The organism is Nocardiopsis rhodophaea, assembly GCF_039530945.1.
GTDB lineage: Bacteria > Actinomycetota > Actinomycetes > Streptosporangiales > Streptosporangiaceae > Nocardiopsis_C > Nocardiopsis_C rhodophaea.
The window spans coordinates 1-18908 of record NZ_BAAAPC010000020.1 but is presented as its reverse complement, the minus strand read 5'-3'; the positions used below and the strand labels follow the sequence as shown (position 1 = coordinate 18908).

Here is an 18908-nt window from a genome sequence, read left to right as displayed (position 1 = left end):
CCGAGGGAAAGCGGCGCGCCCAGGAGGCCTCGCCTTTCCCCGTTCCACATAGATGACGGTCCAGCGGGTCGTGGGGGCGCGCGATTCGGCGCCCCTCGACACAGTGACAGAACGAAAAGGGGACTGACATGAAGATCTTGGTGACGGGTGCGACCGGAACCGTTGGCCGGGCCCTAGTCGACCGATTGCTGGAGTCGGGGCAGCAGGTGCGCGCGCTGACCCGGGACGCCCGGAACGCGAGCCACCGTCTGCCTCCGGAAGCCGAGGTCAGCGAGGGAAACTTCGACGATCCGGGGTCGCTGCGCGCGGCTCTGGAGGGCGTGGACCGCATGTACCTGTTCTCCGACGCCGGGACGGTGCACAACGTCATGACCGCGGTCAAGGAGGCCGGGCTCGACCGCATGGCGGTCCTGACCTCGGCCGTCGATAGTGGGGAGATTCCCGACAGCGATGCGCGGAACCCTGTAAAGGAGCAGGTGCGGGAGTCCGGCGTCGACTGGACCTTCCTGGAGCCGGGGCCGTTCGCCATGAACGCGCGGGACTGGTGGGCCTACCCCATCCGGGAGTTCGGTGTGGTCCGCTGGGTCTACCCGGAGTCCCGCCTCGCTTCGATCCACGAAGCCGATGTGGCGGACGCCGCCGCGGTGGCGCTGCTGGAGGACGACCACGTCGGCCGCGAGTACACTCTCAGCGGGCCGGAGGCGCTGACCCAGGCTGAACAGGTCGAGGTGATCGGCCGCGTGATCGGCCGAGACCTCGTGTTCCAGGAGATCGGTGAGGACGAGGCGAAGACCATGCTGGCGCGCCACGGCGTGCCCGCGGTGATCTGCGACTGGCTGATGACCACCCTCGCTTCGCTGGTCGGCGCACCCGCGGAGGTCGATGACTCGGTCGAGCGGATCACCGGTCGGCCGGGACGAACCTTCGAACAGTGGGTGGCCGACCATGCCGACATCTTCCGCGCACCAGCCTGACGACAGTCGGTTCCGGAGCCGGTTCGGACATCGTTGAGCGGACAAACGGCATGTCCCGCCCCGGCGATTCGCGCTCGGCGGAGGTTCGCCATGAGGCGGGGCATGCCGGCGTGGCCCGCGCGGCCCCTGCCTCGCGGGCCACCGTGGATGGGGCCCGGTGGACGTGGGAGGGATGCCGACGGTGCGGGCGAGTCACTGCCGGGCGCCGCGGGGCCGCGCCTGCTGGAGCTCCTCGGTGGCCTTGCGGAGTTCCGTGGTCGCACGGCAGAGGAAGTCCAGCAGGACGGCCCGTTGATCCTCGGGATAGCCGGAGATCAGGCCGTCCATGCGCTTCGCCGTGGGCGCGAAGAGGTCCGCCTTCTTCCCGACATGGGATGACGCCTGGTCGGAGACGGTCAGCCACACGCGGCGCCGATCCTCCTCGTCGGGCGTGCGCTCCACGAGCCCGATGCGGGCGAGGCGGTCGATCAGCTTGGTGATGGCGCCGGTGGTTAGGGACGTGCGCCGGGCCAGCTCGCTCGGCGTCGCGCGACCGTCGAGATCCAGCAAGTTGAGGACATAGAGATCGATGGGACGCAGCCCTGCTATCTCGGCTGTGACGTGGCCGTTGAGCATCATGGCCGAAACGAACTCGCGGAGGCGTCGGGCCTCGGTCTCCGAGAGTTCCCACCGGTTCATCGGCTCGTCTTCTCGCGGCATGCTCGCATCTCTTGCTATTGACTTCCAATAGGAAGATAACAACCATTGGAAGAAGTAAACTTTGGTGAGTAAAAGGGTACATCGCCACGTTAGTGGCCGACAGCGGTGCGGCGGACGCGAATCCGCGTGCGGCGCCGGAACGTCGTGCACGGAATCCGGTGTGCCGCACCGGCGGGTCGGCGTGGTCGGTGGCCCGGGGGAAGGGTGGTGACGATGACCGGTATCGAGGCGAAAGACATCTGCCGCCTGCAGTTCGCGGCCATGCGCAAGGGAGACCTCGCGGAGTTCCAGGAACACGTGCATCCCGAGGCGACCAACCACGAGGCGAAGGACGAACCACTCGCCTGTCGCGGCAAGGGCCCGGCGGCCTTCCACGCCACGGCTCTGATGCTGCGCCACGTGTTCGCGGACCTCGACTGGGAGGTCCACACGGTGGTCGTCGACGGCGACCTGACCGTCGCACACACGACGCTGCACGGCCGCCAGGTCGGCACGTTCTACGACTATGACGCGCGGGGCCGTGTCCGCTCGGCCTTTCCACCCACGGGACGGGGGTGTGCGGTCACACAGACCCACTGGTGGCGGATGGCCGACGGAGCCATGATCGAACACTGGGCCAACCGCGACGACCTCGGGATGGCGCAGCAGCTCGGTTGGATCCCGCCACGTCCTACGTACCTCGTGCGCATGGCGTTGGCCCTGCGCCAGGCCAGACGCTCCGAGGCCCGCAACGGCGGCCCGATCGCGCGCGGCCATATGTTCCGGTAGAGAGCACGCCTGGCGCGTCAGGGCGGAAACGCGGCCACCCCGAACCATGTGAACGACCGTGTCCCGTAGGTGCAGGTCCACCCTGCGGAACGTCCGGGGGATCCGTATCCGTCCGACGCGCCACTAGCCGGATTCGAGCGGCATTTCAGTGGCCGGGTCGAGGATTGTCCCGCTGCACGAGGAACGAGGAATGTGGTCGTTCCTCCCTATCCCGACCACCAATGAGTCCCGGCTCCTCGGGGTCGTCTAGGAGGAGTCGTCGGGACGGTGCCACCCCACTCCTGGAACCGGATCGGATGAGGTATGGAAGCCACACGACTCCCTGCGCTGAGCCGGGAATCACTGTTCGACATGATGCGGGCGTACAAGACCACCAGCCTGCTCCGCGCCGGCGTCGAACTCGGGGTGTTCCCTCACCTCGTCGAGCCGACCGGTGTCGAGTCCGTCGCCGCAGCCACCGGGACCGATCCTCGCGGCCTGCGCATCCTGCTCAACGCGTTGGCCGCCATCAAAGTCGTCGAGGCACGTGACAGGCGGTACCGCCTCGCCCCGGGAGCCGATGAGCTCCTGGTCCCGTCGAGCGGCGCGTACGTGGGAGACATGATCCACGTCTTCGCCAGCGACTGGGAGTGGGACGCGCTCAAGCGGTTGCCGGAAGCCGTACGCAAGGGAGGAACCGTCCTGGAGGAACAGGCCGAGACGCCGGGATACTCCTACTGGGAGGACTTCGCCGCCTACGCTCCGGTCGTCGCGCGGCCCACGGCAGGGGTCCTGGCCGACGCACTCGCCGCGTGGGCCGATGACCGCCCCGCCCTCGACCTCCTGGACATGGCCTGCGGCCACGGCGTGTACGGATGCACCGTGGCCCAGCGGTTCCCCCAGGCTGGGATCTGGGCGCTCGACTGGGAGAACGTCCTGCCGTTCGCTCAGGAGCAGGCGCGGCGCCTCGGGGTCGCAGATCGGATGAACGTGATCGCGGGCGACATGTTCGAGGTGCCCCTGGGTGGCCCGTACGACCTGGTCCTGATCACGAACGTGCTGCACCACTTCTCCGAAGAGCGGGCGACCGAGCTGCTCCAGCGCGCGCGGTCCGTGCTCAAGCCCGACGGTCGGCTGGGCCTCGTCGGCTTCACCACGAACGACACGTCACCGAAGGACGACCCCGCGCCCCACCTCTTCTCGGTGCTGATGCTGGCGTGGACGAGCGCGGGCGAAGTCCACTCGGAGGCGACGTATGAGCGGATGCTGACGTCGGCGGGTTTCGATGACGTGCGCACCCATGGTGTGCCGAGCTTGCCGTTCCGGGTCGTGACCGCGACGCCGTCGTGACACGCGCGGCCCTCCGTTCTTGATGGTGATCGAAGAATCGACGCATGAGACAGGAGTTCCCATGAGCGCTACCCCCCACCTTTGGAAGAAATACGACGCTGTGGTGATCGGAGGCGGTCCCGCCGGCAGTTCCTATGCGATGTCCCTCAGCCGTCGCGGGCACCGTGTCCTTCTCATGGAACGGACGAAGTTCCCGCGATTCCACATTGGGGAGTCGCTTCTCACAGCGACCGCCGACACTCTGGAGCACCTGGGTCTGTTGGATCGGATGAAGGCCGAGGGCTTCCCGGTGAAAAGGGGCGTGGAACTCACCGGGGACGACGGGAGCTTCCGGAGGATCGCCTTCTCCGACATCGGCGACGGCCACCGGGAGTGGACTCACCACGTCGAACGAGCGGATTTCGACAAGATCCTGCTCGACGCCGCTCGGGAGTCGGGCGTCGAGGTCATCGAGAACGCCCACGTCTCTGCGCCGCTCATGGCCGGTGAGCGCGTCGTGGGGGTGCGCTACAGGCAGGGCGGCGAGCACCACGAGGTCTCCGCGGAGTTCGTCGCGGACGCCAGTGGTCGCGCGGGGGTTCTCGCCCGGGCCTTCAAGCTGCGCAAGGTCAAGGACGAACTTCGGATGGCCGCCGTGTTCAAGCACTTCGGCGGCCTGGACGAGCGCCACAACCCGGCGGCCGAAGGCGACATCCAGCTGTGCAACCACAAGGATGGTTGGGTCTGGGGAATCCCCATACGCAAGGACGTGATCAGCGTCGGCGCCGTCACGCCGGTGGATATGCTGCGGGACAGCGACCCCGAAGATCTGTTCACGGAACACGTGAACCGGATCCCCCGCCTCCGGGCGCGGCTGACGGGCACAGAGGTCGTCCGAGAACTCACAGGGGAGACCGACTACGCCTACTACGCGGACCGGTTGACGGGGCCCGGCTACTTCATCGTCGGTGACGCCGGTTGTTTCACCGACCCGATCTTCTCCGGGGGGGTCTTCCTCGCCCTCATCGGTGGCGTCCGTGCCGCGGAACAGACTTCGAAGTGCTTGAAAGGGGAGGCGGAGGAAGCCTCCGCGCGCAAGTACTACGAGGACTTCTACAAGACGGGATTCGAGACCTACCACCGCCTCATTCGCGCGTTCTACGACAACAACTACCTCATCACGAACTACGTACAGGACATGTTCGCCCAGGGGATGCACCCGAGGTGGGTCACCCGCACGCTCAACGGCGATTTCTGGAGCGAGGACAACATCCTCGTCAACCGGATGCGGACCGAAAAGAAGTGGAAGCTCTTCGAGGACTTCGACCCCGTCTACCGCCCCCTGTTCATGGACGGCGACTAGTGGCCCGCTTCGTCGAACCCGACAAGGCAAGAGGATGAGAATGCGCGTATTGTTCAGTGCCGTATTACAGCCCTCCCACTACTTCCCGCTGGTGCCCCTCGGATGGGCGCTGCGTGGGGCGGGCCATGAGGTTCGCGTGGCGCACCAGCCTGCCCTGACCCGCTACGTGCGGGAGTCGGGGCTGGCGTCGGTCGTCGTGGGGTCCGACATGCGGATCGACCCGAAGCTTCGCGGAAAGGCCAAGGAGTCGCAGGACTCCTGGGAACGACACGGCAGAGGAGCCGGGACCTCCGGGAACGCGTCCCGCCGACCGGCGCAGGAGGGGCAGAACCATCACAACCGCATCGCGTTCTCCCTCTTCGCCGACGCGACGGAGCGTATGGCACCGGATCTCATCGACTTCGCCCGGTACTGGAAACCCGATCTCATCGTCTTCGACTGGCAGTGCTACGCGGCGCACCTGGCCGCCGAGGTACTTGGTATACCGAGCGTCCGTCACCAGTCCGCTGGTCCGGACTACGCGGCCGGCATCGCCGGATGGCGGGACCTGGAAAAGGAGACCCTAGGCGACATCTACCGGAAGCACGGGATCGATGGCGTGGAGCCCGAAGGCAGGTTCACGATCGATCCGTGTCCGCCGTCGCTCCAGTACGAGCTCCCGTCGGCTCGCCGCTACCTGCCCACCCGGTTCGTGCCGTACAACGGCAACGGGCGGGTGGAGGACTGGATGTGGCAGAGGTCGTGGAAACCGCGGGTGGCCCTGACCGTGGGCGGCGCGTACTTCTGGATGATGGGAAGCCTGGATCCGGTCCGTCGGTTCATCGACCTCCTGGCCAACCGTGACGTGGAGATCATCGCCCCGGTTCCGCAGGGCGGGGCGGAAACCCTCGGCGATGTCGGTCTCGACGTGCGGATCGTGGAGAACCTTCCGCTGGAGCTGTTCCTTCCCAGCTGCGACCTGATCATCAACCACGGCGGCTCGGGGACGGTGGGCACCGCGGTTGCCAACGGCGTCCCGCAGATCATCAGCCCGCCGACATCGATGGGGGATCCGCCCTTCCACAACGCCGAGCGGATCGCTGGGGCCGGGGCCGGGGCGGAGGTCGACATCTTCACCGATTCGACCGAGGAGGTGCGCGCAGCGGTCGAGGCGGTGATCACCACGTCCTCCTATCGTGCGGCCGCGGGAAGGCTCGCTGTGGAGGTGCTGACCCGGCCCGCCCCCGCCGCGCTGGTCGGCGATCTCGAGGATGCCGCTCTCGGATAGTGGACGGAACAGCAGAAGGGAACGGTGACGTGGGCGCGGGCGGCGCGATCTACGACTACGGGGACATCTACGACCTCATCTACAAGGGCGGGGGGAAGGACTACGGGTTCGAAGCCTCGACGGTCGCTCACCACATACGAAAGAGAAATCCCGGGGCGGACAGCGTCCTCGACGTCGGCTGCGGCACTGGGGGGCACCTCGGGTACCTGGCCAATGAGTTCTCGCACGTGGAGGGGATCGACTACACGGAGGGAATGCTGGCGGAATGCCGGAAGAACCTACCGGAGATCCCCGTCCACATGGCGGACATGCGGGACTTCCGGCTCGAGCGCCGGTTCGACGCCGTCGTCTCCCTTTTCAACGTCGTGGGGAACGTGGCCGACCGGGACGAGCTGGACGCGACCCTGGCCTCGTTCACCCGCCACCTCGTGGCGGGCGGGGTCATCGTCGTCGAGCCCTGGTGGTTCGAGGAGAACTTCACCCCGGACCACATCGGCAGCAGTCTCACCACGGTCGGTGACACGACGGTCGCCCGCGTCTCCCACTCGGTCCGCGAGGGCAGAACGACCCGGATGGACGTCCACTGCGTCATCGGCGAACCCGGCAAGGGCGTCCGGCACTTCTCCTACGAGCACGTGATGGCGCTGTTCCGCCAGGAAGATTACGAGGCGGCCTTCACGCGGGCCGGCTGCTCGGTCGAGTACATCGAGGGCGCGTACCCCGGCCCCGGCCTCTTCGTCGGGGTCCGGCGCGGACGGGGAGGACGCGTGATGGGGTCGGACGCGCTGAGGACCCATGGGTCGTCGACGGGGCGGCGATGACGCCATGGGTGTGAAGCATCCGCTCGTGGTCCTTCTCGGGGCGACCGGGTTTCTGGGGTCCGCCGTGCTGCGGGAGTGCGCGCGGCGGCCCGTCCGGATCCGGGCCGTCGCGCGACGGCCCAGCGCGGTCCCGGCCGACGCCCGGGCCGAGATCGAGGTGCGGACCGCCGACCTGACCGAGCCGGGCGCGATGGCGGCGGCCGTCGCCGACGCCGACGTCATCATCCACACGGTCGCGTACATCGCCGGATCGTCGACCTGGCGGATCGGTGATGGAGACACGGCCGCCGAACGGGTCAACGTCGGACTCATGCGCGACCTCATCCGCGCCGTCGCCGCCCGGCCGGGTGCGGGGCCGCCGCCTGGCGTCCTGTTCGCCGGTGCGGTGACGCAGGTCGGTCGGGCGGGCAAGGAGGTGCTCGACGGCGCGGAGCCCGACCGGCCGGAGGGGGAGTACGACCGGCAGAAGCTGGCCGCGGAACGGCTGCTGCTGGCGGCCGACGCGGACGGCGTAGTGCGTGGCGCTTCCCTTCGCCTGCCCGCGGTATTCGGCTACGGTCCCCACTCCACCGCCCGCGACAAGGGCGTGGTGTCCACAATGGTGCGTCGTGCGCTATCTGGCGAGGCGCTCCCGCTGTGGCACGACGGCTCGGTGCGCCGGGATCTGCTCTACGTCGAGGACGCTGCCCGCGCGTTCGCCACCGGTATCGACCACATAGGGGCGCTCTCCGGCCGCCACTGGCTGCTCGGTACCGGCCGGAGCACGGCGTTGAAAGACGTGTTCACGCGGATCGCCGAGATGGTCGCTGAGTACTCGGGCGAGCCCCCTGTCGACGTCGTCCATGTCCAACCGCCGGACTACGCGGATGGCGGTGACTTCCGGAGCCTCACCATCGACTCCGCGGCGTTCAGAGCGGCTGCGGGCTGGCGGCCCCAAGTACCGCTGGACGCGGCTCTCCGCCGCACGGTCGCCTTCTGCGCGGCTGGGGCGGAGAGCCGACTCCCTTAGGCGCGATCGCGGCGGCAGGGCGAAGAACCTGCCGCCGCGGCGGTCGTGGTTCGCGATGGCCATGGTTGGGCGATGCGGTGGGTGACGAGCCCCCACCGGTCACGTCCGCACGGGTGAGGCGAGGGCTGTGTCCCGCGGCATGCGCTCACCGGGATCCGGTCAGAGGAAGATCCCCAGTGCCACGGCGTAGAGGATCGCGCCGACCTGTCCGCAGCCCACGCGGATGAAATGCCATGTCCGCCAGCGCATCCGCATCCTCTCCCAGTCGGGACGCGGGGCACGGGTGTCGATCGCGGCTATGGCGGTGTTCAGGGGGCCGAGCGCACCGAGAGATACGGCGAACACCCCGCCGAGTGAGACGGCGCCGAGTCCGTACATGGCCTGTACGGGGGGGGTGTCCAGAAGGAGGGCGAGGGCGGCGCCGCTGAGAATCGCGATTCCCGTGCACGTGGGCATGAGCTTGTCCATGCGATGCAGGACGAAGGCGTTCGTCCCCGGATAGCGTTCTGAGGACAGGCTCATCAGGAGCGGGAGTATCACGATCAGGCCGACGAGGAGTGCACCCGCCGCCATCGCGCTGGCGAGCGAAGATATCGAAATCAGGGCCTCGATCAATGGTGGCCTTCCTGATCTGGGCGGTCAGCTGAACCGTCCGGCATCACACGCACCCGCGACTCGCCCCTCACGTCCAGTTGCGGTGATAGAACTCGACGGCGCGCGAGTCCTGGATGCCCCGCCAGTCGCTGACGATCGGCTTCATGTGGGGGGCGAGCTTTCGGTTCAGCTCCTGGAACGAGGGATCCTGATGCAGCCGGGAGAGGTTATCGAAGACTTCCTGCTCTGATTGGATGAGATGCATGGTCATGCCCTGGTAGTGGAGCAGGGTCCGGCTGGTGACGCCGAGATCGACGGGAAGGTTCGACCTGTCGTGTTCGGCGAACAGCCGCGCCACGGTCTCCATACTTCCGGGATCCATCCTGCTGACCATCAGCATTCTGCTCGTCATTCAATCTCCACCTTTCATCCGGGCGAATGCCCGTCTCCTGCTTCTCGCATATCCGTCCTGGCCGACCTAGCGTTCCTCCGCGTTGGCCGCCGCGCGGGCGCGGCGCTCGATGTGCGAGCGGATGATGTCCATCTGCTCGCGGCCGACGCGGTTCAGTCGTGCGGTCATGGCGGCCTCGTCCACACGCGACGTCGACTTCACGGCGAAGTCCTGCATCCACCGCATCTCGACTCCACCGGCGACCTCGCGGTAGGTCCAGACGATGTTCATGTACTCGAACGGTCCGGTCTCGACACGGTGCGCGCGCACTGTTCGCGTCCGCTTGTCGGGGGTCCGTTCGGAGACCCAGCTCCACACCGTCCCGTCAGGGTCGGGATGGAGGGTGAGTCGGATGCGCAGAGTCTGGCCGCGACGCTCCAGGACCTCGGCCTCGGCGTATTCACTGAAGAGATGGGGCCATGACTCGACATCGTTCGTCATCTCCCAGACGAGATCCATGGGAGCGTCGATGACGACGGCGTTGTTCGTTGTGGCTGCCATGATCTGACCTCACTTCCGCGGTTCCGTGGCGCGATGCGATGTGATGTGAACGTTCAGCCCTGACCGCCGACCTTCGGCACCGGTGCCTCAGGATGGGGAAGTGGTTCGGTGTCCACGTGGCCGAGGTTCGGACGCGGTGCGAGCGGGCCGAGGTGGAAGACGAGCTTCGCCGCCTGAGTACCACCACACGACAGGCGGTGCCGGGTGCCGCGGCGCACCATCAGGGCGTCGTCGGCTTCCAGGCGCACATGCTCCCCGTCGAGCCGGACGTCGACCGCCCCCTCGCTGACGAAGAGGAATTCGTCGGAATAGGGGTGGTAATGCTCGGAGACGTACTCTCCGGGGCCTATCGTCAGCACGCCCATGAATCCGGCGGTCGCCCCCACGGATGCGGGGGTCAGAAGCACGCGGATCTCCCCTCCCTGGCGCCGAGTTGGTTCGACGTCTCCGTAGGCCACCTTCAGCGGCGCAGAATCACTCATTGACAGTCCACCTCACCGTCCGTGAAATCCGGCACCGATAATTTCGGGGCCGCAGGACTTCTCTGCGCCTAACGTGACAAGCGGTCCTCAAGACCGACTGAATCGCTGCTCGATTCCTGAGCGCGTGCGGGGTGGGCGCAGGTCGCCGACGTCCAGTGATATTCGATCAGGTTTCTAGGTGCTCCTGTGATGTTCGTTTTGCGCCCCTGAGTCTGCTCGGTGGTGGAACACGACCTGGAGGAAGAATGATCATCGACAGCTGCCGTGTCTGCGACAATCGTGAACTGATCACCGTCCTGGACCTCGGATCGCAGGCGGTCACCAGCGTTTTTCCCACCAGCAGGGAAGCGAGCGTCCCCATGTCCCCCCTCGAACTCGTCAAGTGTTCTCCGAGCGGCTGCGGCCTCGTCCAGCTCCGGCACACCGCCGACTTCGGAAGCATGTACGGGGAGCAGTACGGGTATCGCTCCGGTATCCGGGAATTCATGATCAAGCACCTGGCGGGCAAGGTCGCGGCGGTTACGGACCGGGTCGACCTCGAGCGCGGCGATATCGTGGTGGATATCGGAAGCAATGACGGTACGCTGCTGCACGCCTATCCGGATATCGGTCTCACATTGGTCGGTATCGACCCGAGCGGAGGAAAATTCCGCGAGCTCTACCCGGAGAATTCAGATCTGATCACTGACTTCTTCTCCCGCAAGGCCTACGCCGACGTGTACGGAGATCGGAAGGCGAAGATCGTCACCTCGATCGCGATGTTCTACGACCTTCCGCGCCCGTTGGAGTTCATGCAGGACGTCCACGACATCCTCGACGACGACGGGGTGTGGATGATTGAGCAGAGCTATATGCCGTCGATGCTGGAGACCACCGGTTATGACATCGTGTGCCACGAGCACCTGGAGTTCTACGCGCTGCAGCAGATCGAATGGATGGCGGAACGGGTCGGACTGGACGTCATCAGTGCCGAGGTCAACGACGTGTACGGCGGCAGCCTCTGCGTGATCCTGGCCAAGCGTCCGGAGCGCCACCGGGTGGACATGGAGAACATCGTCCGGCTGCGTGCTCGCGAGAGCCGACTCGGGCTGGACAGCTTGGCTCCCTACGAAGCCTTCGCTAAGCGCGTCCCCGAATATCGTGACCGCCTGCTGCGCTTCCTCGACGATTCGCGTAAGGCCGGGAAGCTGACCCTCGGCTATGGTGCGTCGACCAAGGGAAACGTGATTCTGCAGTACTGCGGCCTCACCGAGGACGACCTCCCGTGCATCGGTGAAGTCAGTCCGGAGAAGTCCGGTCGTTTCACCCCGGGTACGGGCATCCCCATCGTTTCTGAGGAGGAGGCCAAGTCCCGTCGCCCTGACCAGCTCCTGGTGCTTCCGTGGATCTATCGCAACGGGTTCATCGAGCGGGAGCGCGATTTCTTGGCCAACGGCGGGAATCTGGTGTTCCCGCTCCCCAAGATCGAGGTGGCCTGACGGAGAATCCCCACTGCCTCGCTTCTTCTTGGTGTCCGTCGCCCCCTCCGCCCGGTTCCGATAGCGGAGGGGGCGACGGTGTTACCCGTTGCCTTTGAGCAGGCTGTGCAGGCACGCCACGAGGGTGCGCGCCTCCACGTTCACGTAGTTGCTGTGACGCATCAGCAGCGACATCTCACGCAGGGTCATCCACCGGTGCTCTGGCCCGGCGTCCACGGTGCGGTCCTCCGTTGTCTCCACGACCAGGTAGCGGGTGCGGGCGTGGTGGAACCGGCCGCCCTCCTCCGACAGCAGCGTGTCGAAGCGGATCGCGGCCGGATCGGCGTTCAACGCGGCGTCCAGAAAACGGGGGCGCCGCTCCTCCGGAAGATGGGCGTGGTTGTCGACGGTGCACTGCACCGTCGGACCGAGCTCCAGAACATCCATGAGTCCGGGCTCGACATGGGCGTGCACCAGCACCTCCAGCACGCCCTCGACCCGCCGCACGAAGAACGCGGCCAGCCCGGTGCCCTTCGGATACAGCAGCGGCTGCGTCCACCGGCGGACCTCCCGCCCGCCGGTTGTGATGCCGACGCCGATGATCTCGAAGAACAGCCCGTCGGTGTGGCGGACGAGGCCATCGGCCAGTTCCCACCCTGTGACCTGGTTCAACGGGATGAGGTCGGCCCACATGTCGGTGTGTGTGCGGACGTCGGTGATCCACTGCAGCGTCCGCGCGAACCGCGCGTCGGAGGCCTCCGCCGTCGACCGGGCGACCGACGCGCGCAGGCCGCCGTCGTCCGCCCGCGGATCCGGTGCCCCCGTGGCGGGGTCGGCGGCCCGCATCGGCATGCACCCCATGACCGTGCGGCTGTCCATGTTGACCAGGTCGGGGTGGGTCAGCAGTAGGTGCAGCTGGCCCGCCGACACCCAGCAGAACTCGTCGAGGACCTCGACGTCCTCGGTGACCTCCACGACCATGTTGCGGTTGCGCTTCTGGTAGAACCACGTCCCCTGCTCCGACTGCAGCACGTCGGCGAGCACGCGGTGGCGACCGGCATCGCGGAAGTACTCCAGGTAGGGCACCGCACGCCCCTTGTGCACCCGCGTGTAGTTGCTGCGGGTGGCCTGCACTGTCGGGGAGAGCTGGACGCCGTTGAAATTGCCCGGCTCCACCTTGGCCTGCATCAGGCAGTGCGGGACCCCGTCGAACTCCTTGACCAGGATGCCGAGGATCCCGATCTCCGGCTGCCGGATGATCGGCTGGGTCCACCGCTCCACGGGACCGCCGGGTCGGTGCGCCCGCAGCCCCTCGATCGTGAAGAACCGACCGCTGTCATGCCCGACGTTGCCGGTGCCGGGGTCGATGTTCCACTGGTCGAGCTCGTCCAGGCGCATCTGGCGGACCTCGGTTTCGTCCTGCCGCCCGTATTCCTCCAGCCACCGCAGGAACTGCGGCAGCGGGGTGATGGAGTCGTGCGGGTCCAGCAGCGAGCGCGTCATGCGCGCGCCCGGATGGGCAGGGGCGGCCTCCGTGCCGATCACGGACGGGCCCTGAATCGTCATATGTCCTCACCGGTAACGTGCCGACCGGATGGCCGGGCGCGGTGCACGCGACCGGAGCGGTCACGTGCCTGTCGTGGTACGGATCCGCGCGCACATGTCCGCCAGGGACGTGCGCAATGAGGTGGAGGGCGCCCAGCCCAGCAGAGCACGGGCGCGGGTGATGTCGACCCGGGTCCAGTCCCCGCCCTTGCTGGTGACCTCGGCCGGGATCTCGACGATGTCCCCGGGGGTCCAACCCGGCCGCTTCGACCAGGGTGGTCAGCAACGTGCGCATGCTGACCGCCTCGCCGATGGCGTCGGCGCTGGCGGCACGGACGACGGCGTCGGCGACGTCGCGCACGTCCACGTAGTCGCGCTGGGCGTCGGCAATGGTCAGTTCGATGGGTGTGCCGGGGACAGTGCCGCACAACCGGGAGGTCAGAGAACCGAGGAAGCTGGCCGACTGGGCGCCCGGCCCGCACACGTTGACGACGCGCAGCACGGTCCCGTCGATCTGCACAGCCGCGGTCGCATCGAGCACGATGCGTGACCCGGCCAACTTAGTCCGCGCGTAGAGCGTGGTGGGTTCCGGCAGCCGCTTCTCATCGATGGAGACGCCGGAGGGCACGGGGCCATACTCGTGGACCGTGCCCACGTGCACGAGACGGGGGCGTCCTTCGAGACCGGCCACCGCTGTGACCAGGTTGTCGACGAGCGTGATGTGGGCGTCGCGCATCTCCTGTTCGGTCGCGCCCCAGCCGCCGCTCACGTTGACGACCACGTCGGGGTCATGTGCGGCGAGCGCCCGGCGGATCTCGGCGGGGTCGCTCGCGACGACGTCGAGGGGAACGATACGGGAGGCGGCGATGTCGTCCACGGCGGACCGGGCCACGCCGACGACATCGTGGCCGGCGGCCGTGAACGCGGCGCAGATGTGGCGGCCGAGGTTGCCCGTCGCCCCGATGACGACGCTGTGGTGGCCGTTGGCGGAGGAGGATTCCTGCTTCATATGTGTGGTCCGATCCCGAACGACGACGGACAGGGCGGGTGCGTGCTCAGGCGCCGTAGGTGGGCAGAAGCCCCTGTTCCTTGGCTTGTTCGAGGGTGGGGGCGGCCCTGTCGCGCTCCGAGATGATGGGGTCGATGTCGGTGGGCCACGGGATGCCGATGGCCGTGTCGAGTGGGTACACGGCGAGTTCGCGCTTGGGGTCGTAGCTGCTGGAGACCATGTAGGACATGACCGTGTCGTCCTCCAGCGCCACGAAGGCGTGCCCCAGCCCGATGGGGAAGTAGACGGCGCGGAAGGACTCCGGGTCGACCTGGACGATGTCGTAGGCGCCGAACGTCGGCGAGCCCACGCGAATGTCCACGACGATGTCGAGCGCGCGGCCGCGTGGGCAGTAGACGTACTTCGTCTGGCCGGGCGCAGCCGTGTAGTGGATCCCCCGGATGACACCGCGCTTGGACTTGCTGTGGTTGGTCTGGGCGACGTTGAACGGCTGCCCGACGGCCTCCAGGAACGTGGGCTCCTGGAACGGCGAGACGAAGAGGCCGCGCTCGTCGGGGAACGCGGTGGGGGTGAACTCGTAGGCTCCCTCAACGGCGAGCTCGCTGTACTTCATGCTGGTTGGCTTCTTCCTATGCCGTGAACGGTCGGATCGCGGTGCCTGACGTTGGGCGCGGTGCGGGCGCGATCGGGTCAGCCTCCGGCGGCGACGGCCGGGGCGGTCAGGGGGCGCCACCACTCAGGGTGGTCGCGGTACCAGGCGACGGTGGCGGCGAGCCCCTCGTCGAAGGGGACCTGGGGGGCGTAGCCGAGCTCGCTGGAGATCTTGGAGATGTCGACGGAGTAGCGCAGGTCGTGCCCCCTGCGGTCGGGGACGCGGCGCACCATCGACCAGTCGGTGCCCATGGCGTCGAGCAGGCGCGCGGTCAGCTCCTTGTTGCTGAGCTCGGTGCCGCCGCCGATGTTGTACACCTCGCCAGGGCGGCCCTTGTCGGCGACCAGTGCGATGCCGCGGCAGTGGTCGTCGACGTGCAGCCAGTCGCGGACGTTGGTCCCCTCGCCGTACAGCGGCACGGGCTCGCCGTCGATGAGGTTGCTGACGAACCGAGGGATGACCTTCTCGGGGTGCTGGTAGGGCCCGTAGTTGTTGGAGCACCGGGTCATACGGACGTCGATGCCGTGGGTGCGGTGGAAGGACCGGGCCAGCAGGTCCGAGGAGGCCTTGGACGCCGAGTAGGGGGAGTTCGGCTCCAACGGGCAGGTCTCCGGCCAGGAGCCCTCGCTGATCGAGCCGTACACCTCGTCGGTGGACACGTGCACGAAGGTGCCGACGCCGCTGTCGAGGGCGGCCTGCAGCAGCGTGTGCGTCCCCAGCACGTTGGTGGTGACGAACTCGCCGGACCCCTCGATCGATCGGTCGACGTGGGATTCCGCCGCGAAGTGCAGCACCAGGTCGGTCCCGGCCATCAGGTCGGTGACGAGCGCGCGGTCGGCGATGTCGCCCTGGACGAAGGTGAGTCGCGGGCGGTCAGCGACGGGCGCCAGGTTCTCCCGGTTGCCGGCGTAGGTGAGCTTGTCGAGCACGGTGACGTCGGCCCCGGCCTGCTCGGGGTAGTCGCCGTCGAGCAGGTGGCGAACGTAGTTGGAGCCGATGAACCCGGCCCCGCCGGTCACGAGGATGCGCATGGTGTGGTTTGCTCCTGCCTGGGTTCCGTTAGGCCTGGGTCAGCTCGGTCCGCCGGTCCACCGGCCGCTGCCGGAACTCCTCGGCGATGTTCATGACGTACTGGCCGTAGTCGGACTTGCCGATGGCGGCTCCGAGGTCGTAGCAGGACTCGGCATCGATGTAGCCCTTGCGCAGGGCGACCTCTTCGACGCAGGCGATCTGGACGCCCTGGCGTTCCTCCAGGACCCGCACGTACTGGCCGGCCTCCATGAGGGACTCGTGTGTGCCGGTGTCCGGCCAGGCGAACCCGCGCCCGAGGTCCACCAGCCGCGCGGTGCCGCGCTCCATGTACACGCGGTTGACGTCGGTGATCTCCAGCTTGCCGCGGGCGGAGGGCCGCAGGTTCTTGGAGATGTCAACGACGTCGTTGTCGTAGAAGTACAGCCCAGTAATCGCCCGGTTGGAGCGGGGGTTGGCGGGCTTCTCCTCGATGGATAGGAGCCGGCCCCCGCTGTCGGCCTCGCCCACGCCGTAGCGGGTGGGGTCCTTGACCTGGAAGCCGAAGAGGACTCACCCCTCGGTCAGCCGTGCTTCTTCTTCGAGAAGATCAGAGAAGGAATTTCCGTGGAAGATGTTGTCTCCGAGCGCCAGCGCCACGGTGTCGTCGCCGATGTGGTCGTCGCCGATGGTGAATGGCCTCGGGGATGCCATTGGGGTGGGCCTGCTCGGCGTAATCGATGTTCAGCCCCAGATGACCGCCGTCGCCGAGGAGCCGTCGGAACTGCGGAAGATCGTTGGGCGTGCTGATGACGAGGATGTCCCGCACGTCGGCCAGCATCAGGACGGACAGCGGATAGTAGATCATCGGTTTGTCGTGGACCGGGATCAGCTGCTTTGAGACGCCCAGGGTGACGGGGTGGAGCCGCGTTCCCGAGCCTCCCGCGAGGATGTTGCCCTTCACAATTCGACCACCAGACATCGGCAGACAACGAGCTGGACATGGGGATGGTGCTGCGCGCCTGTGCGGGCGGTCTCGGGGATTTCGGGCCGGAGCCGCACCGGGCCGGGCACAAGGCGCAACGATGCCGAATGTAGTCGCGGTATCGGGCCGAGGCCAGGGTCTGACCGGGATCTAGGGGTGGGGGCGGACCCTATTCAGGGGTTGGTGTGGTCACGGGCGAGTATCTTGACATCAACGTACGCCAATGCGATCACGCCACCGCGCGGCGTGACGAAACCGAACAAAGTTCTGATCGCGTTTATGGTGCGATTGTGATCATTTTGGACATTCTGTACGATTTTTGTGGCGCCGATCACGCTCGGAAGTTGAATACCGCGCGTATCCGCTCCGGTCAGGGGTGCCGCCAGGCGATTTAGGGGTTGAGCTGGCAGGAAGGGCTTCGTACGCTTTTCGCAGCAGCCAGTGCGCGGCTGTGGTTTTCGCGCTGTGGACGGTGGAGAAAGTCAGGTGTGGTCGATGCCCGCCTATTCATACGCTGCGCCCGGCTGTCGGCCCTGCCCGACAGCCTTCTGACCGCCCAACGGGTGGAGACGGTGCGCATGCTCGACGCCGCGCTCGCGGACCTCGACGAACTGCTCACCGGTCGGCCCGCGCCGAGCACCGGCGCCCCGGCCGACTCCGACGATCTGGCCAGAGTGCGCCTGCTGATCTCGGCCCTGGGCGTCACCACCACCGCGCACCTCATCGGCAACGCCGTCCTCGCTCTGCTCGATCACCCCGACCAGTGGGAACGGCTGCGGGAATCCCCCGGCCTCGCCGCCGCGGCGGTCCGCGAGTCCCTCCGCTACGACCCGCCCGTGCACGTGGAAGCGCGGGTCGCCCGGCAGGAGGTCGAGCTGGCCGGGCAGACGCTCCCCAAGGGCGCCCACGTGGCCGTGCTGACCGCCGCCATCGGCCGTGATCCCGCCCGCCACCCTGAACCGGACCGCTTCGACATCACTCGCGCGCACGCCGCGGCCCCGATCGCCTTCCCCGGCGGGCCGCACCACGATCCCATCGTCGCCCTGGCCACGCTCCAGGCGGAGGGCGCCCTGCGGACGCTGACCGAGCTCATGCCCCACCTCCGGCGCACGGCCCCAATCGTCTATCCCCGACGCCGACCCGTGAACCGCGGCCCGCTCGAAGTCCCCGCGTCCGCATCCTGAGCCGCCAGCCCGCCTTCACCAGTAAGGAAGTGCAACGATCCGATGCGTGTTCTTCTGACGTCATTCGCCATGAAATCGCACTACTTCAATCTGGTCCCGCTGGCCTGGGCGTTGACCGCCGCGGGCCACGAGGTGCGGGTGGCGAGCCAGCCCTCGCTCGCTGAGGCCATCATCCACTCCGGAATGACTCCGGTGTCGGTCGGCCAGGACCACGCCATCGCCGACCTCCGCGACCACATCATGAGTCGTACCGGCAAGGCCGACGTGCAGTCGCCCCGGCTGCCGCAGGAGTTCGAGGGCCCGCTCAACTGGGAGGACGTGCTCGGGTTCGAGACGGTGGCGACCTCGTTGGTGCTCGCCCTGATCAACAACGACCCCACCATCGACGACCTGGTGGAGTTCACCCGTTCCTGGCAGCCCGACCTGGTCCTCTGGGAGCAGCTGTTCTACTCCGGGGGCATGGCGGCGCACGTCGCCGGAGTACCGCACGCGCGCGTGCTGTGGTCGCTCGATGTCCACGCGAACGGACGCCAGCGGTTCCTGGCGCTGCGCGACCGGCAGCCGATCGCGCACCGCGATGATCCCCTCACCGAATGGCTCACCTGGACCCTGGACCGGTTCGACACCCCGTTCGTAGAGCACGTGACCACCGGGAACTGGACGATCGGCGCGACGATGCCGCCGAGCATGCGGCTTCCCGTGGACTAGCTTGTTGTTTAACCTCAGCCCGTGGCTCGAACACCGTTCCGGCCACGGGTTTCCTCGTTCCCCAGACAACAGAGCGGCCTTGGGACGATCATGTGCGCTGTCGAGACGCCAACGATCAAACCC

General features: G+C 67.3%; 20 protein-coding genes and 1 pseudogene. 10 read left to right on the top strand and 11 right to left on the bottom strand.

The features are described from left to right. The first annotated feature begins 128 nt into the window (after nucleotides 1–128). The gene (locus tag ABD259_RS20425) at nucleotides 129–974 is read left to right on the top strand and encodes an NAD(P)H-binding protein (protein WP_344108514.1); all 846 of its coding nucleotides are present in this window, start codon (nucleotides 129–131) and stop codon (nucleotides 972–974) included. Between the two features lie 192 nt (nucleotides 975–1166). Here the strand turns inward: ABD259_RS20425 and ABD259_RS20420 are convergent, their stop codons facing one another. Beyond that, nucleotides 1167–1673 carry a MarR family winged helix-turn-helix transcriptional regulator gene (locus ABD259_RS20420; protein WP_344108516.1) on the bottom strand — a complete coding sequence of 169 codons (507 nt, stop codon included), beginning with the start codon at nucleotides 1671–1673 and terminating at the stop codon, nucleotides 1167–1169. A gap of 213 nt (nucleotides 1674–1886) precedes the next feature. On the opposite strand from ABD259_RS20420, the gene ABD259_RS20415 reads away from it, so the two are divergent. From ABD259_RS20415 to ABD259_RS20390, 6 genes are all read left to right on the top strand, one after another. Then, nucleotides 1887–2441: an ester cyclase gene (locus ABD259_RS20415; protein ID WP_344108554.1), complete on the top strand. Its 555-nt coding sequence runs from the start codon at nucleotides 1887–1889 to the stop codon at nucleotides 2439–2441. A 303-nt stretch (nucleotides 2442–2744) separates the two neighbouring features. Next, a complete protein-coding gene (locus ABD259_RS20410; RefSeq protein WP_344108518.1) occupies nucleotides 2745–3770 on the top strand; it encodes a class I SAM-dependent methyltransferase in 1026 nt (341 codons plus the stop codon). Nucleotides 3771–3831: 61 nt separating this feature from the next. Beyond that, nucleotides 3832–5112 (top strand): NAD(P)/FAD-dependent oxidoreductase, encoded by a 1281-nt coding sequence (locus tag ABD259_RS20405; RefSeq protein WP_344108521.1) that lies wholly within the window; start codon nucleotides 3832–3834, stop codon nucleotides 5110–5112. Nucleotides 5113–5146: 34 nt separating this feature from the next. After that, the gene (locus tag ABD259_RS20400) at nucleotides 5147–6379 is read left to right on the top strand and encodes a nucleotide disphospho-sugar-binding domain-containing protein (protein ID WP_344164587.1); all 1233 of its coding nucleotides are present in this window, start codon (nucleotides 5147–5149) and stop codon (nucleotides 6377–6379) included. Next, nucleotides 6379–7200: a class I SAM-dependent methyltransferase gene (locus tag ABD259_RS20395; protein ID WP_344164584.1), complete on the top strand. Its 822-nt coding sequence runs from the start codon at nucleotides 6379–6381 to the stop codon at nucleotides 7198–7200. The genes ABD259_RS20400 and ABD259_RS20395 overlap by 1 nt, the downstream gene beginning before the upstream one ends. A 4-nt stretch (nucleotides 7201–7204) precedes the next feature. Continuing rightward, on the top strand, nucleotides 7205–8209 hold the full coding sequence (locus ABD259_RS20390; RefSeq protein ID WP_344164746.1) for an NAD-dependent epimerase/dehydratase family protein: 1005 nt from the start codon (nucleotides 7205–7207) through the stop codon (nucleotides 8207–8209). 159 nt (nucleotides 8210–8368) lie between these two features. Here the strand turns inward: ABD259_RS20390 and ABD259_RS20385 are convergent, their stop codons facing one another. From ABD259_RS20385 to ABD259_RS20370, 4 genes are all read right to left on the bottom strand, one after another. Continuing rightward, nucleotides 8369–8824 (bottom strand): anthrone oxygenase family protein, encoded by a 456-nt coding sequence (locus ABD259_RS20385; protein WP_344164581.1) that lies wholly within the window; start codon nucleotides 8822–8824, stop codon nucleotides 8369–8371. A gap of 67 nt (nucleotides 8825–8891) precedes the next feature. Then, a complete protein-coding gene (locus ABD259_RS20380; protein WP_344108533.1) occupies nucleotides 8892–9215 on the bottom strand; it encodes a TcmI family type II polyketide cyclase in 324 nt (107 codons plus the stop codon). 66 nt (nucleotides 9216–9281) lie between these two features. Then, nucleotides 9282–9755, bottom strand: a complete 474-nt coding sequence (locus ABD259_RS20375; RefSeq protein ID WP_344108535.1) for an SRPBCC family protein — start codon at nucleotides 9753–9755, stop codon at nucleotides 9282–9284. 53 nt (nucleotides 9756–9808) lie between these two features. Continuing rightward, on the bottom strand, nucleotides 9809–10237 hold the full coding sequence (locus ABD259_RS20370) for a cupin domain-containing protein (RefSeq protein WP_344108537.1): 429 nt from the start codon (nucleotides 10235–10237) through the stop codon (nucleotides 9809–9811). A gap of 245 nt (nucleotides 10238–10482) precedes the next feature. Here ABD259_RS20370 and ABD259_RS20365 point away from each other — a divergent pair, with 245 nt between their 5' ends. After that, nucleotides 10483–11715, top strand: coding sequence for a class I SAM-dependent methyltransferase (locus ABD259_RS20365; protein ID WP_344108539.1), 1233 nt, complete (start codon nucleotides 10483–10485; stop codon nucleotides 11713–11715). Between the two features lie 81 nt (nucleotides 11716–11796). On the opposite strand, the gene ABD259_RS20360 is transcribed toward ABD259_RS20365, so the two are convergent. The 6 genes and pseudogenes from ABD259_RS20360 to ABD259_RS20335 form a co-directional block, all read right to left on the bottom strand. Then, nucleotides 11797–13092: an NDP-hexose 2,3-dehydratase family protein gene (locus ABD259_RS20360; protein ID WP_344108556.1), complete on the bottom strand. Its 1296-nt coding sequence runs from the start codon at nucleotides 13090–13092 to the stop codon at nucleotides 11797–11799. Then, entirely contained in the window at nucleotides 13031–14248 is a 1218-nt protein-coding gene (locus ABD259_RS20355; RefSeq protein WP_344108541.1) for an NAD-dependent epimerase/dehydratase family protein, read from the bottom strand. The genes ABD259_RS20360 and ABD259_RS20355 overlap by 62 nt, the downstream gene beginning before the upstream one ends. 46 nt (nucleotides 14249–14294) lie before the next feature. Then, a complete protein-coding gene (locus tag ABD259_RS20350) occupies nucleotides 14295–14861 on the bottom strand; it encodes a dTDP-4-dehydrorhamnose 3,5-epimerase family protein (protein WP_344108543.1) in 567 nt (188 codons plus the stop codon). 77 nt (nucleotides 14862–14938) lie between these two features. Beyond that, complete coding sequence (gene rfbB / locus ABD259_RS20345; protein ID WP_344108545.1) at nucleotides 14939–15931, bottom strand: dTDP-glucose 4,6-dehydratase; 993 nt, start codon at nucleotides 15929–15931, stop codon at nucleotides 14939–14941. Nucleotides 15932–15959: 28 nt separating this feature from the next. After that, a pseudogene (gene rfbA, locus ABD259_RS20340) lies at nucleotides 15960–16872 on the bottom strand (glucose-1-phosphate thymidylyltransferase RfbA). 194 nt (nucleotides 16873–17066) lie between these two features. Then, nucleotides 17067–17228: a hypothetical protein gene (locus tag ABD259_RS20335; RefSeq protein WP_344164578.1), complete on the bottom strand. Its 162-nt coding sequence runs from the start codon at nucleotides 17226–17228 to the stop codon at nucleotides 17067–17069. 153 nt (nucleotides 17229–17381) lie between these two features. Here ABD259_RS20335 and ABD259_RS20330 point away from each other — a divergent pair, with 153 nt between their 5' ends. Both ABD259_RS20330 and ABD259_RS20325 read left to right on the top strand, forming a co-directional pair. Then, nucleotides 17382–18077 carry a cytochrome P450 gene (locus ABD259_RS20330; RefSeq protein WP_344108547.1) on the top strand — a complete coding sequence of 232 codons (696 nt, stop codon included), beginning with the start codon at nucleotides 17382–17384 and terminating at the stop codon, nucleotides 18075–18077. 42 nt (nucleotides 18078–18119) lie between these two features. Further along, nucleotides 18120–18785, top strand: a complete 666-nt coding sequence (locus ABD259_RS20325) for a glycosyltransferase family protein (protein ID WP_344108549.1) — start codon at nucleotides 18120–18122, stop codon at nucleotides 18783–18785. The last annotated feature ends 123 nt before the right edge of the window (nucleotides 18786–18908 follow it).

Bases quoted from the DNA above. Each gene is read 5' to 3' on its own strand.
- ABD259_RS20425 (WP_344108514.1), top strand. From the start codon at position 129: ATGAAGATCTTGGTGACGGGTGCGACCGGAACCGTTGGCCGGGCCCTA.
- ABD259_RS20420 (WP_344108516.1), bottom strand. From the start codon at position 1,673: ATGCCGCGAGAAGACGAGCCGATGAACCGGTGGGAACTCTCGGAGACC.
- ABD259_RS20415 (WP_344108554.1), top strand. From the start codon at position 1,887: ATGACCGGTATCGAGGCGAAAGACATCTGCCGCCTGCAGTTCGCGGCC.
- ABD259_RS20410 (WP_344108518.1), top strand. From the start codon at position 2,745: ATGGAAGCCACACGACTCCCTGCGCTGAGCCGGGAATCACTGTTCGAC.
- ABD259_RS20405 (WP_344108521.1), top strand. From the start codon at position 3,832: ATGAGCGCTACCCCCCACCTTTGGAAGAAATACGACGCTGTGGTGATC.
- ABD259_RS20400 (WP_344164587.1), top strand. From the start codon at position 5,147: ATGAGAATGCGCGTATTGTTCAGTGCCGTATTACAGCCCTCCCACTAC.
- ABD259_RS20390 (WP_344164746.1), top strand. From the start codon at position 7,205: ATGGGTGTGAAGCATCCGCTCGTGGTCCTTCTCGGGGCGACCGGGTTT.
- ABD259_RS20380 (WP_344108533.1), bottom strand. From the start codon at position 9,215: ATGACGAGCAGAATGCTGATGGTCAGCAGGATGGATCCCGGAAGTATG.
- ABD259_RS20375 (WP_344108535.1), bottom strand. From the start codon at position 9,755: ATGGCAGCCACAACGAACAACGCCGTCGTCATCGACGCTCCCATGGAT.
- ABD259_RS20370 (WP_344108537.1), bottom strand. From the start codon at position 10,237: ATGAGTGATTCTGCGCCGCTGAAGGTGGCCTACGGAGACGTCGAACCA.
- ABD259_RS20365 (WP_344108539.1), top strand. From the start codon at position 10,483: ATGATCATCGACAGCTGCCGTGTCTGCGACAATCGTGAACTGATCACC.
- ABD259_RS20360 (WP_344108556.1), bottom strand. From the start codon at position 13,092: ATGCGCCTGGACGAGCTCGACCAGTGGAACATCGACCCCGGCACCGGC.
- ABD259_RS20355 (WP_344108541.1), bottom strand. From the start codon at position 14,248: ATGAAGCAGGAATCCTCCTCCGCCAACGGCCACCACAGCGTCGTCATC.
- ABD259_RS20350 (WP_344108543.1), bottom strand. From the start codon at position 14,861: ATGAAGTACAGCGAGCTCGCCGTTGAGGGAGCCTACGAGTTCACCCCC.
- rfbB (WP_344108545.1), bottom strand. From the start codon at position 15,931: ATGCGCATCCTCGTGACCGGCGGGGCCGGGTTCATCGGCTCCAACTAC.
- ABD259_RS20325 (WP_344108549.1), top strand. From the start codon at position 18,120: ATGCGTGTTCTTCTGACGTCATTCGCCATGAAATCGCACTACTTCAAT.